This is a genomic window from Hydrogenophaga crassostreae (assembly GCF_001761385.1).
GTDB classification, from domain to species: Bacteria; Pseudomonadota; Gammaproteobacteria; order Burkholderiales; family Burkholderiaceae_C; genus Hydrogenophaga; species Hydrogenophaga crassostreae.
In genome coordinates this window covers 2,555,277-2,568,221 of sequence record NZ_CP017476.1, presented here as the reverse complement: position 1 = coordinate 2,568,221, position 12,945 = coordinate 2,555,277, and the positions used below count along the sequence as shown (strand labels likewise).

General features: G+C 59.7%; 11 protein-coding genes. 10 read left to right on the top strand and 1 reads right to left on the bottom strand.

All coding sequences use genetic code 11. The features are described from left to right. Positions 1-4 precede the first annotated feature (4 nt). The 10 genes from LPB072_RS11885 to LPB072_RS11840 all read left to right on the top strand — a co-directional run bounded on the left by LPB072_RS11885 (position 5) and on the right by LPB072_RS11840 (position 11,618). A complete protein-coding gene (locus tag LPB072_RS11885; protein ID WP_066089911.1) occupies positions 5-763 on the top strand; it encodes a TrbG/VirB9 family P-type conjugative transfer protein in 759 nt (252 codons plus the stop codon). Continuing rightward, a complete protein-coding gene (locus tag LPB072_RS11880) occupies positions 760-1,857 on the top strand; it encodes a TrbI/VirB10 family protein (RefSeq protein ID WP_066089908.1) in 1,098 nt (365 codons plus the stop codon). Before LPB072_RS11885 ends, LPB072_RS11880 begins: the two co-directional genes overlap by 4 nt. Positions 1,858-1,879: 22 nt before the next feature. After that, the gene (gene virB11 / locus LPB072_RS11875) at positions 1,880-2,929 is read left to right on the top strand and encodes a P-type DNA transfer ATPase VirB11 (RefSeq protein WP_066089904.1); all 1,050 of its coding nucleotides are present in this window, start codon (positions 1,880-1,882) and stop codon (positions 2,927-2,929) included. An 11-nt stretch (positions 2,930-2,940) separates the two neighbouring features. After that, positions 2,941-3,402 carry a hypothetical protein gene (locus LPB072_RS11870; protein WP_066089900.1) on the top strand — a complete coding sequence of 154 codons (462 nt, stop codon included), beginning with the start codon at positions 2,941-2,943 and terminating at the stop codon, positions 3,400-3,402. A gap of 195 nt (positions 3,403-3,597) precedes the next feature. Further along, positions 3,598-4,578 (top strand): EF-hand domain-containing protein, encoded by a 981-nt coding sequence (locus LPB072_RS11865; RefSeq protein WP_157559301.1) that lies wholly within the window; start codon positions 3,598-3,600, stop codon positions 4,576-4,578. A 5-nt stretch (positions 4,579-4,583) separates the two neighbouring features. After that, the gene (locus tag LPB072_RS11860) at positions 4,584-6,548 is read left to right on the top strand and encodes a type IV secretory system conjugative DNA transfer family protein (protein ID WP_066089895.1); all 1,965 of its coding nucleotides are present in this window, start codon (positions 4,584-4,586) and stop codon (positions 6,546-6,548) included. 104 nt (positions 6,549-6,652) lie between these two features. Beyond that, the gene (locus LPB072_RS11855; protein WP_066089892.1) at positions 6,653-7,183 is read left to right on the top strand and encodes a hypothetical protein; all 531 of its coding nucleotides are present in this window, start codon (positions 6,653-6,655) and stop codon (positions 7,181-7,183) included. 163 nt (positions 7,184-7,346) lie between these two features. Further along, positions 7,347-9,593: a hypothetical protein gene (locus tag LPB072_RS11850; RefSeq protein WP_157559300.1), complete on the top strand. Its 2,247-nt coding sequence runs from the start codon at positions 7,347-7,349 to the stop codon at positions 9,591-9,593. Positions 9,594-9,771: 178 nt separating this feature from the next. Beyond that, a complete protein-coding gene (gene glmM, locus LPB072_RS11845) occupies positions 9,772-11,118 on the top strand; it encodes a phosphoglucosamine mutase (protein ID WP_066089885.1) in 1,347 nt (448 codons plus the stop codon). Beyond that, the gene (locus LPB072_RS11840) at positions 11,115-11,618 is read left to right on the top strand and encodes a GNAT family N-acetyltransferase (RefSeq protein WP_066089882.1); all 504 of its coding nucleotides are present in this window, start codon (positions 11,115-11,117) and stop codon (positions 11,616-11,618) included. The genes glmM and LPB072_RS11840 overlap by 4 nt, the downstream gene beginning before the upstream one ends. 107 nt (positions 11,619-11,725) lie before the next feature. Here LPB072_RS11840 and LPB072_RS11835 read toward each other — a convergent pair whose 3' ends face one another. Further along, positions 11,726-12,928, bottom strand: coding sequence for an exo-beta-N-acetylmuramidase NamZ family protein (locus LPB072_RS11835; protein WP_066089879.1), 1,203 nt, complete (start codon positions 12,926-12,928; stop codon positions 11,726-11,728). Positions 12,929-12,945 lie beyond the last annotated feature (17 nt).

Below are 12,945 nucleotides of genomic sequence, written 5' to 3'. Positions count from 1 at the left end.
AACCATGACCAACAAGACTGTTTGCAAGCGCGGCTTCCGGGTAGCGGCGCTGCTGGTGGCTGGTGCCTTATGGCAAGGTGCTGCGTTCGCACAAGAGGTGAGGGAAGTGGCCTACCAGCCAGACCAGGTTGTTCAGGTGAACACCGCACTGGGAATCGCCACACAGATCGAAATCAGCCCGCAAGAGCAGGTCAAAGACTTTGGCACAGGCTTCAGCGACGGCTGGGAACTGGTCCGTCGCGACAACATCTTTTATCTGCGTCCGAAGAATGTGGATGTGGATACCAACATGTACATCCGCACCAACATGCGTTCGTATTTGCTGGATCTGAAAGTGTCGGCCACCAAATGGCGCACGCTGGAAGATGCCAAGCGGGCAGGGGTGTTCTACAAGGTGCGTTACGTCTATGGCAGCTCGAACCCCGACAAGGCCAGCCCGCTGGCGGCAACCAACGCGGTGTTGTCGCCCACGCCGAGCGCCCTGAATTCCCAGGGCAACTACCACCTCAAATACGATTATTCGACCCTGCGCGACGATTCCACCATCGTACCGACCCGGGTGTATGACAACCAGCAGTTCACTTACATCCACCTGCCCTCCATGGCCAACTTTCCTGCTGTGTTCGGGCGCAATGAACGCAACGGAGAAGAGTTTCTGGTCAACACCAAGAGCGAAAAAAACGTGATGGTGGTCTTGGGGGTGTATCCCTACCTTGTGATGCGTTTGGGCAACGACGTTGTCGGTCTTAGGAGAAACAAATGAGCATGCAATTTCCCAATGGCAACGGCCATGGCAATGGGCAGGGGCCCGTACTGAACGACAACATGCCCAAGCTTTCTGCGGGTCTGACCCGTGGCGTGAACAAAACCGCGGTGGTGTACATCGGGCTGGTGTCGGTGGCAGCCATAGGAGCCACCCTCTGGGTCGCGAACAACGCCTTTTCCGCCAACGACCATGAAACAAAGCGGGTCACTTTTGAAGAAGTCACCGTTCCCGAGAAGCCCAAGCTCAACCTGCCGCCCCCCGAGGTCGATCCGGTGGCGGTTGCGACGGCGCAATTGCGCGAACCGCCACCCATGCCTGCCTTGGACAAGCCCGCTGTGGCGGCCGAGCAGGACGATCTCCTGCAGCGTCGAATGGCGAGCGAAAACAACTTGGTAGCCGCTTCTGAAAAGGGCAAGAAAAACCCGTTGTTTGAAGACGAGTTCTCTACAGTGAAGCGCGGCGCGGTGGAGAAACTGGCCAACGCCGATTTCACGCTCACCCGGGGCACCTTTATTCGCTGTTCGCTGGAAACCAAGGTGGTCTCTACCTTGCCAGGCATGACTTCGTGCATCGTCACCGAACCCATCTACTCGATGAACGGCAGCCATTTGCTGATCGACAAGGGCTCCAAGGTGACCGGCGAATACAAATACGCCGACGAAAACTACGACCGCATCGGCATTGTCTGGACGCGGGTGTTGACCACCACGGGCCTGGATGTGCGGATCGACAGCGCCGGTACCGATGCACTGGGTGGCGCAGGCGTTCCTGGCGAATACCACGGCCACTGGGGTGAACGCATCGGCTCGGCCCTGCTGGTGAGTTTGCTGGCCGATGGCATCGATGCCGGTGCGCAGAAGTTTGCCAATGAAAATGACATTCGCGGCAGGCAGACCACGACCTATGCCGGTGCTGCAATTCAGGAGCGCGTTGACCCTTGGGAGTCGGCCACGGCTTCGACGGCCAAGAAGGCTGCGAATGACATGCTCGCCCGCTCGGCCAACCGCAAAGCGACAGTGACGGTGTTGAACGGCACCGTGGTGAACATTTTTGCCGCTCGCGACGTTGACTTTTCCAGCGTGATGCGTTGATGGATACTTTGTTTTACCTTCCATGACGGAGCATTTGAACGACGAGCCCGTAGCGAACATTTCGACGGAGTTCCTGGAATACCAGTACCACGTGCTGGGCATCACCAACTTCCTGAAAGATCCCAAGGTCACCGAGATTTGCATCAACCGGCCTGGGGAAGTGTTTCTCGAGACGGTGGACGGCTGGCAGCGCTTTGATGTGCCCGGATTGACCTTTGACCGCGCACGCCAGTTTTGCACCACGGTGGTCAACGAAAGCAAGACTGGCCAGCGCATCACCCAAGTCGACCCGGTGGTGTCGCTGACCTTTCCAACGGGGCAGCGTGCCCAGTTTGTGCTGCCTCCGGCGGTGCCTGCAGACCATGTTTCGATCACGATTCGCCTGCCCTCTCGCTACACCAAAACGCTGAATCAATACCAGGAAGACGGCTTTTTTGACCGCATTCTTGAGAGCGAAGGCAGCATCAGCGAGATGGATGCCGAGTTGTTGGCATTGAGGAAGGCGCGCGACTATCACGGCTTTTTCAGCCGTGCGGTGCACTACAAAAAAAACATCGTGGTATCGGGCGCTACCGGCAGCGGCAAGACGACGTTCATGAAGTCGCTGGTGACCCACATTCCCGATGACGAGCGCCTGATCACGATTGAAGACGCGCGCGAGCTGTTCATTGAGCAATCGAACCGCGTGCACCTGATCTATTCCCGAGGTGGCCAGGGCACGGCCAACGTAAGCGCGAAGACCTGTATGGAGGCTTGCCTGCGCATGAAGCCCGACCGCATCATCCTGGCCGAGATTCGCGGCGATGAATCGTTCTATTACATCCGCAATTGCGCCTCGGGCCACCCTGGATCGATTACCAGTTGCCACGCCGGCAGCACAAGCCAAACCTGGGACCAGATGGCCCTGATGGTGAAGGCCTCACCCGAAGGCTCGGGACTGGCCTTTGGCGAGATCAAACGCTTGCTGATGCTGACCATTGATGTGGTTGTGCACATCAAGGCCCACGCTGGAAAACGCTACATCACTGGCATCGACTTTGACCCACAGCGCAAGCTGGCGCTTGAATCCTGATTGAGACGACCATGGCTCCTGTTTTGTTGCGACTTTCTTTCTGTGCAGTGCTCATGCTGGGCTTGACGTCAGCGGTGCATGCGGCGGCATCCATTGCAGGCCTTGCACCCGTAGACATGAGGGGGCTCTGGTATCCCAGGAGCGATTCGAGCGAGGCCAAGTGCGCCAATTATCTGAGCCGTGACCCGGTGGAACCTGGCGCTGGTGCACTGGTTGTGAGCGAACAGCAGATGGTGCGGTGGGACGACCATGGGCCGACCACCATCAGCTTCCTCACCGATGTGCGCCCCCGCCGCAGCAAAACCTGGCGAATTCAGGCCTTGGTGGATGTTCCCCCTTATGAGGCTCCCAAGGTGTTGGAGACCTATGTGATCGAGGTGCGCAAGGACGAACTGCACTGGTCTGCCCGGCATGTGAACGAAAAGCTGGCGGAAGTCGTGGATACCACGGTGTTTGTGCGGTGCGGATACTAGGCAACCCACTATGAGCTTGAGGCCGAGGTGAAGCGTTTGACTCACGGTGTCAACTGGTCTTTCCATGTATCGCCTTCTGTCTTTGCCAACTGGGTCCAGCCGCCGCCGATGCTTCAGGGTTCTTTTAGCTTTGCAGGGCTATTGGGCCTTCACATGCAGACAACCAGAAACGAATAGAAAACAAGAGGAGGAAACATGAAGAACAGAGGTTTCAGCAGGGGTCGCCTGTTGGGTGTGGTGGCGTCAACGCTGGCTTTGACTGCGTGCGCGCAGCTTTCATCGCTGACGCAATCATTGGACTTTTTTCAAAGCAGCGCGCCACCGCCAAAAATGCTGACCCTCGATATCGGCCGCGAGGTCGGTTCGCTGGGCTTCGCATTTGAGCTCGACAACAAATCCGACAAAGACTCGGACCAGGTGGGTTCGGGTTACATCGTGGTGCTTCGCGATGGGAAGGAAGTGCAGGCGCTTCCGCATGTGTTCGAAATGGCACCCGACCGGCTGGATGCGCAGAAATGGCTCGAATTCAGTGACTTCAATGGCGACGGTTTTCTGGATTTCAAGGCCGCTCGATTGGCCCCAGCCGAAGGCCAACTGCCGCTGGACAGCGTGTACCAGTTTGACCGAAAGTCGAGCACTTTTGCCTTGGTGGATGACCTGTCCGGCGTGGGGGAGGTCAGTGCGACAACACCGGGCTGTGTGGCGCTGAAACTTCAGACCGCTGATCGAGCCTCAAAACAGGAAAGCCTTTGTTTTGCCACGGCGAGTTCCAAATGGGTTTTCTCCAAGCCGGGATCTGGGCGCGATCAGCTCGCACGGTCTCAGTCCGCACAACAATGTGACCCGTTGGCGCCCAACCTGAAGGCCTGCCAGTTGGCTCGGATAGACGTTGAAGGGCGGCTCCAGACGCTCATGCGCGAATACCGTTCAGGCAAAAGGAAGTCGCTGCAGATGGAGAAGGGAAAGGGCTACGCCGATGCCTACGCCAAAAATTTTGACTGGGACTATTTGAGTTGGCGCCGCTACCGCGATGCGCGCTGTGCCGTTCAGGCGAGGGAACAGGCACTTTCAGTGAAAGACTTGCCCGCAGCCACGGCGCTGTGTCGCTATGACTGGTCCCGCGACCAATTGCGCCGCTACCAGGAACAGGTTGCGCGCTTGCTTGACGAGAAATAGACGCCATGATTCGCACCAAACTGCTGTTCCTTTTTGTGCTCTTGCTTGTGGCCTTGGCCGCTGGTCTGTATTTGAGCGGTATGGTGCTTTTCTGGCGCATTGACCAGCCATGGAGCCGCCTGGGCTGGCTGGACTATTGGCGGTATTGGTCGGCCTATGCAAATGCACCAGCGCACGCCGCCATGGTCAAGAGCAGTGGCGCCATCGGCTTTGGCTTGCCTTTGCTGGTCTATTTCGTCCTGTGTGTTTTGGTGCTGTTTCGCAAGAAGCCCAATCTTTATGGTGAAGCGCGTTTTGCTTCGACGGGTGATCTTCGTGAGCGCAACATGCTCAAGTCAGAAGACACCGCCTTGGTTGTAGGCAAAAAAGACGGCAAGTTCGTCTACTTCAATGGCCAGCAATTTGCCATGGTGGCGGCGCCCACTCGGTCGGGCAAGGGTGTGGGCATCGTGATTCCGAACTTGCTGAGCTACCAGGGCTCCGTGGTGGTACTGGATATCAAGCAAGAAAACTTTGATTTGACCAGTGGTTTCCGTGCCCGCCACGGACAGGCCGTTTTCCGGTTCAATCCCTTCGCTGAAGACCGTCGAACGCACCGGTGGAATCCACTGTCGTATGTGTCGAGCGATGCAAGCTTTCGGATCAGCGATGTGCAGAGCATTGCGGCCATGTTGTATCCCGTTCACGATACCGTGAAAGACCCCTTCTGGGCGAACCAGGCGCAAAACGCTTTTGTGGCGTTTGCCTTGTATGCCTTCGAGCAGGCAGCCTATTTGTCGAGCAACTTTGGTGCGCCTTATGCGCCCCCCACCATGGGCAGCCTCTACCGGCTGTCGTCAGGACGCCAGGGCCAGGAGATCAAGGCCTACCTGACCGAACTGGCGGCCTGGCCCCATTTGAGCAGCAGCGCGCGCACCGCCTTCGCCACCTTGCTGGGTCAGGCAAATGAAACGTTCGCCAGCATCATGGGTACTTTCAAGGAGCCGCTCAACCCGTGGCTGAATCCGGTGGTCGATGCCGCCACCAGCGCCGATGACTTTGACCTTCGCGATGTGCGCAAGAAGCGCATGTCGATCTATGTGGTGATCCAGCCCAACAAACTGGCGGAAAGCCGTTTGATCCTGAACCTCTTCTTCAGCCAGTTGATCAACCAGAACACCCGGGAACTGCCCCAGTCCAACCCAGAGTTGAAGCACCAGTGTTTGTTGTTGCTTGATGAGTTCACCAGCATTGGCCGCGTGGACATCATCGCCAGCGCTGTGAGTTTCATGGCGGGCTACAACTTGCGACTGATGCCGATCATTCAAAGCATGTCCCAGCTTGAAGCCACTTACGGCCGTGAGACGGCTCGCACCATCATGACCAACCATGCGCTGCGCGTGATCTTTGCGCCGCGTGAACAGCAAGACGCCAACGAATACAGCGAAATGCTGGGTTACATGGGCGTACGCAAAGACAGTGTGAGCCGCAGCCGGTCACGCGAGAGCAGCTACACACGCAGCGAGAGCGAAGAGCGGCGCGCCTTGATGCTGCCCCAAGAACTCAAAGCCATGGGCGATGACAAGCAGATTCTGTTGGTGGAGGGCATGGCACACCCTGTGATGTCAACCAAGATCCGGTACTACAAGGAAGGCGCCTTCAAAGACCGTTTGTTACCCGCTGTCGATATTCCGCTGTTGCCTCTGCAGGTTAAAACCAGCGGTGCGCAGAGCCGGTCTGAAGCGAACTCTCAACCGACCCCAACAATGGCCCACAATGCCGTTGACCTCGGCGATGCCGTCCCCAAATTTTCTTCATTGAAATTGAGCGCTTCGGAGCGCAGTGCCGCTTCGATTCTGGATGCAGCCTCGGCGGTGGAGCAGCAGGTTGCGCGCCATAGGGAGGCCCAACCGGAGCGCCCTCGCGAATACTCCGGCCTGGCAGGCTTGCAGACAGAACTTGACGGGGCCATCAACAGAGGCGGTTTGTAAGCGGCTGGCGCGTTGCCGTTTCTGGACGGTCTGCTTTTCTGAGGTTCTTTCCCCCTGGCGCTTGCGCACCTTGCCCATTTCCGGACTGCCAAACACCCTTGCTTATGACCTACCTCGTTGCAGAAGCCAAAACGCCTTCGAATTTTGTCTCGGAAAAAATACCACAGGCCGAGAGAGACGCATTCGACTTTTCCAGGCACCGGTTGTATACGCCATTGGGCGGGGCGCGGTGGCCAACGGATCGGTGGGTGGTTGATAAAGAGCGAAGGGTGGCCTTGGTTGGAGGAGGGACCAATGGCAATTACGCGGCGGATGAGGACATCGCGACAACATTTTGGGAGACGTTGCTCGTGGAAGGGTTGTCGGTAGGGGTGATCTACAAAAGAGCGGCAGACCTCCTCGAGGGTAAGGACCCTGTGACGGGCAGGCGCCATGTGATCAAAAATCTGAGCGACACCTACCTCTATTTGCCGGCCGCACTCTATGCGCGCAAAGACGAGGTGATTGCGCTGCTTGAAGAGGCCTACTTTGTCGATGCAGGCGGCCCTCAAAGGCCCTGGATTCGGGGTGCGAAAGTGGACTTGACGGCGGCCCGTCTGGATACCGAGTACGGGCATTCAAAACATGGCGTCTGATTCACTTTCCCGTGAACAACAGACCGTCGTCGATTGGCTAAACGCTGCGGCTGACCGCGGTGGTGCCGGGTCATACCCGGGGGGCATCAGCCGTTTTCGGAGCGACTTGTTTGGTCTCTTGGATCAACTGCCCGTCCGCGTCCCAAACCAGGCTGCCGACGCGGTGACGCTGCTCTACAGTGGCAATACCGGCAACGTGGCGGGCAATTGGCAACTGGCGGAGAGCATCGGCCAGCACTCGGGTGGCAAGGTCGTGACCATTGGCGAGACCGCTGTTGGGTCCCTTCAAAACCACGCAGATTTTCAAAAGGCCTTGCTGGATGCCATTGGTGAAGATTCGCCGAGACTGTACCGCGAACTGGATGCAGGCATCGCCGCCGACGGCCGCAAAGTTGAAAGCATCTGGGACCGGGCCAGCCGGCGCCTGGCCCAGGGCGCGACAGGCGACGTCAGAACCCTGACCTCGCTGGCCGAGGACCACAAGGTATTTGCCAGCACCGAATTGCCTGCGATTCTGGACAACCCGAAGGTGACCCACCTCAACGGGGTTCCGATCGATTCTTACCGGCAGATCTATGCCGAGACGCCTGGCGGTATGAACGCCAAGCTCAGCGAGGTCAATCAATCGGTGCAAGCTTCGTCGCGGGAGCTCGCCCGAGGCATGCGCTGGACAGACACGGGCGGTGAAGTACCCAATGCGGGTCGTTTTCGGGTGGACCCCGGCCAGCTGTTTGAGGGCACCCCCTACGACGCACCGCCGCGCGTTGCGGCGAATGCGGCCTCGTTTGACATGGCCACCGGCCCCCAGCCTTTTGAAACCCCTGAACAAATCGCCCGCATGGCCCATGGGCGTGAGCGGTTAGCCCTGGAGGTGGATACGCTTGCCCGCAGAGGGGCGCACGGGGCCACGGAGGCGCTCGATCACACGCCTCGCCGGTTGCATCTGCCCAGCGCGACGGTGCTCAAGGGCTTGGGCGTGGCCGGTATGGCCTATGGCATTTACGAGGGATATGGTGAACTGACGACCGCCATCGACGGGGCGCAGTCGACACGAGATCTGCATGTGCGCGCCGCCGAGGCGGCCACCGATTTGGGCGTGCGCAGCGCGGTTTCCGGTTCGGCGGGCTTTGTCGGTGGCGTGGCGGGTGGCGCAGCCGGCTCCTTGGTCGCGCCGGGCCCTGGAACAGTGGGGGGAGCGATTGTGGTGGGTGGCGCGGCTGCGTACGGCGCCGAAAAAGCCTACGAAGAATCGCGGGTTCAACAATGGAGCCGCACTTTGGGGCGCGAACTGGGCGAACTCAGCTACGACCATTTTTCGCGCGAGGGGCGGTTGCTGCAGCGCCTTGAAGGTTTGCAGGAAAACCTGGTCAACGCAGCATCGCCTGCAAGGCGAATGGAGATTCAGCGAGAACTGGAGACCGTAGGCGAAGCATTCAAAACCGAAGCCGACAAGAACAACGCCTATTTTGAAGGACGAGGGCTGATCGAAAAAGACTGGGAAGCCATGTCGGCGCGTTTTCCCGGGCTCGACAAAAGCGACGTGGTCGACGCCTATGAGGTGCGGCTGGAAGCGGGTAAACGGCCGGCGCAGGCCGCCATGGCGGGTTACAGCGACGCTGTGCATGCGGAAGTAGCGCCGCGCGGCTTGCCTTACGTGCCGGACGTGGACTACGGCAGTTTCGCCAATGGGGCATTGCAGCAGGCTCAACGCCGGTATTCGCAAGAAGTTCGTGCGGACCAGCGCGAAGCAACTGCGCTGAGCCAAAAAGGCCCAGAAGCATCCCCGGTGCCTTTTATTGGCGGCTGGATTGGCCGCAGAAACCATACCGAATCGCTGGAGACCTTGAACAACGAGCAGTGGCGTGACCGTGGGCACCTGTCCGCTATTGAGGATGCAATGCGGGCGCGTGGCCTGGAGGTGGCACCGGTCAACAGCCGAACGCCAGCGTCGGCCCCTGAGGCGCCAGGAGCGATGGCCACACCCAGGTCTTCAACCTCGGCCGCGGATACCAGGATCAATGAAGCGCCTGTGGCGCTGAGCCCTGTCAGCCAGCGCTTGGTGGCCGACAGTGAGCGGGCGGTGGGTGGTCTGGCCGACAAACATGGGTTGCCCTGGGATCAGGGTTTGGAAAACACCAGTTATGCCGTGGCGGCGAGTGCACGGGGCGCGGGCATGACTGAAGTGAACCTCTTCCGTGTGACCGGTGGCCTGATCCGCGCGGGCCAGCATGATGGCCATGTGATACGGGAAACAGCGCTGGACGCGTCGCAGGCGGCGAACACACCCAAATCGGTTTCGGTGCAGACCATGGTGGAGCTGGACCATCAAACCCGCCTGGAGGCCAACGAGCGGCCTGTTCACCTGCCTGTACAAGCGCTTGAACCTGAGTCATCTCGGTCAATGGCCTGAACCGCCTCATACCGAAAGCCGCTTGCTGAGCACGCCTTGCGGCGTGTCGGGATTGGATCAGGTTCAAGACACACCGGGCCTGACAAAACCCTGGTTCTAAAATCCCAGCAAAGCCATTTCTCGCAAAGGTGGCATCGCGTACCGGTTGGCGTGCTCCCGACCTTTCAATACCAAGCTTATGACTCGCAAATTTTTCGGCACCGACGGCATTCGAGGCACGGTGGGGCAAGCGCCGATCACGCCAGACTTTGTGCTCAAACTGGCCCATGCCGTGGGTCGTGTTCTGAAAGCCAAGGAAGCACGCCCTACGGTTCTGATTGGCAAGGACACGCGCATTTCCGGCTACATGCTGGAAAGCGCGCTGGAGTCGGGCTTCAACTCGGCGGGGGTCGATGTGGTCCTTCTGGGGCCGATCCCGACGCCAGCAGTTGCTTACCTGACCCGCGCGCAGCGCGCCAGTCTGGGTGTGGTGATTTCGGCCAGCCACAATGCGTTTCCTGACAATGGCATCAAGTTTTTCAGCGCGCAAGGCACCAAGCTGCCAGACGAGTGGGAGCGGGCAGTGGAATCGGCCATGGAAGATCCACCGGTCTGGGCAGACTCGGCCGCCCTGGGCAAAGCCAGGCGAATGGACGATGCGCCAGGCCGCTATATCGAGTTCTGCAAGAGCACCTGCCCCCACGCTTTCACGCTCAAGGGTTTGAAGATTGTGGTCGACGGCGCGAATGGTGCGGCGTATCACATCGCACCCGATGTGTTTCACGAACTGGGTGCCGAAGTCGTTCGCATTGGCTGTTCGCCCGATGGCATGAACATCAACGATGGCGTGGGGGCCACCCATCCCGCTGCGTTGCTGGCCGCGGTGCAGGAACATGGCGCGGACTACGGCGTGGCGCTGGATGGTGACGCCGACCGTCTGCAAATGGTGGACTCGACCGGACGGCTCTTCAATGGCGATGAACTCCTGTACCTCATCGCCTCTGACCGCTTGCGCAAGGGCGAAGCGGTTCCCGGCGTGGTGGGCACACTGATGACCAACAAGGCCGTCGAGATGGCGTTCAAGCGCCGTGGCGTGGGTTTTGTTCGCTCGGCTGTGGGCGACCGGTATGTCCTGGAAGAGCTGGAGAACCAGGGCTGGATACTGGGCGGGGAGGGCTCCGGCCATTTGCTGGTTCTGGACCGCCACACCACCGGCGACGGCCTGGTGTCGGCTTTGCAGGTGTTGAACGCCTGTATGGCCAGTGGCAAAACCATGGCCCAGCTGTTGGCCGATGTGGTGCTGTTTCCGCAAACCCTGATCAACGTGCGGCTCAAGCCTGGCCAGAACTGGAAAACCAGTCAAAAGCTCGCCGACGCAACGCTGGCGGTAGAGAAAGACCTGGGAGACACCGGGCGGGTGCTGATTCGCGCCAGCGGTACCGAGCCATTGCTGCGCGTGATGGTGGAGGCGCAAGACCCTGAGCAGTCGCAGCGGTTTGCCCAACGCCTGGTGAATGTGGTTGAGCAAATTGAGGTTCAGGCATGAGCCCGCACCCTGAGCCGATCAATCTGCGTATTGTTCGCGCTGACTACGCGAATGAATCGCACGGCAAGGCGCTGGTGCTGCTGCTCGATGCCTACGCCCGCGATGTGGCCGGTGGTGGCGAGCCTTTGAGCGACTTTGCCAAGGCGAACCTCATCAAGTCGATGGCCGCGCGGCCACAGGTTTACTCGGTGCTGGCCTTTGACGGGGAAACACCCCTGGGCCTGGTGAATTGCATCGAAGGGTTTTCGACCTTTGCGTGCAAGCCGCTGGTGAACGTGCACGATGTGGCGGTGATGGCAGCCTATAGAGGGCAGGGCATTGCCGAAAAGATGCTCGCCGAATGCGAGGTCATCGCGCGCGAACGCGGCGCAGTGAAAATGACGCTGGAAGTGCTGTCAGGCAACACCCGCGCGGTGCGCCTCTATCAGCGCATCGGCTACGCGGGTTACCAGCTGGACCCGTCCATGGGCTCGGCTGTCTTCATGCAGCGCTTGTTGTGAGTTGACTGCGGGCGGCGTCGGCCTGATCTAGGCCAGCAACGCGCTTCCTTGTTTCACGCCGGTTCACCGAGCAAGCAGCGGCGTGAATGAACCGCTGCCTGGGCATCTCAATAGAGCAAGAATCGGGCGCGACTCTCGATCCAGGCGGCTTCATCGGCTCGGGCTGGCAGGTCCAGGGTTTCGCAGCCTGCAACAGGGTTGTCCACCCATTCTCTTAAAAGCGGACCGCCATTGATCAAGTCAATGGCCAGGCGATCGTGCTCGTATTCGTAGGCGAAATCACGCCACAGCGGGTAGTCGGGCGCTTGCATTCGCACGGCCTTGAAGGCCAATGCCTGCAGGCGCCAGGGCTGGAAGCGGGTGTGCTGGTAATGGGTCGGGTCTTCAACGTGAATCTGAATGCCGCGGCACAGTTTGCCCGCATGTTTGTGGAACGTTGGCTCGAAGAAACACTCGCGCAACACGCAACCTTGCAGCCATTCTGGCGCCACTTTCCGCATGTCGGCGAGCAAGCGGGTGGCATCCAGGTCCGGCGCGCCAAAGAGTTCGAGCGGGCGGGTGGTACCGCGGCCTTCGCTGAGGGTGGTGCCTTCCAGCATCACGGTACCCGCATAGGCGCGGGCCATGCTGAGGTTGGCCGCATTCGGGCTCGGGTTGACCCAGGTGCGGTCCGTTGGCCAGCCAAAGCCCGGAGAGGCGTCGGGCTGCCAACCCGTCATGGTGATGACGCGGTAGCTCACACGCAGACCCAGCAAGTCGATGAACCAGTGCCCCAGTTCACCCATGGTCATGCCATGGCGCATGGGCATGGGCCCGGCCCCCACAAAGCTCTCCCAGCCCTCTTGCAGCGTCAGGCCTTCGACCGGTCGGCCGGCGGGATTGGGGCGGTCGAGCACCCACACGGTCTTGCCATGTTTGTCGGCCGCTTCAAGCACGTAGCGCAGGGTGGTGATGAAGGTGTAGATGCGGCAACCCAGGTCTTGCAGGTCAACGAGCAACACATCGAAGCTCTCCATCATGGCCTCGGTCGGGCGGCGCACTTCGCCATACAGGCTGAAAACCGGGATGCCGTGGCGCGGATCCACATAGTCGGTTGACTCGACCATGTTGTCCTGCTTGTCACCTCGCAGCCCATGTTGCGGCCCAAATGCAGCACTGAGCTGGATATCCGGGCAAGCGGCCAGCGCATCCAGGCTGTGCGTAAGGTCACGGGTGACCGAGGCGGGGTGTGCGAGCAGGGCGATTCGTTGGCCGATCAGTGGAGCCCGCAGCGCGGCATCTTCGAGAAGGCGTTCAATACCGAATTTCATAGATAAGAGAGGAAGAG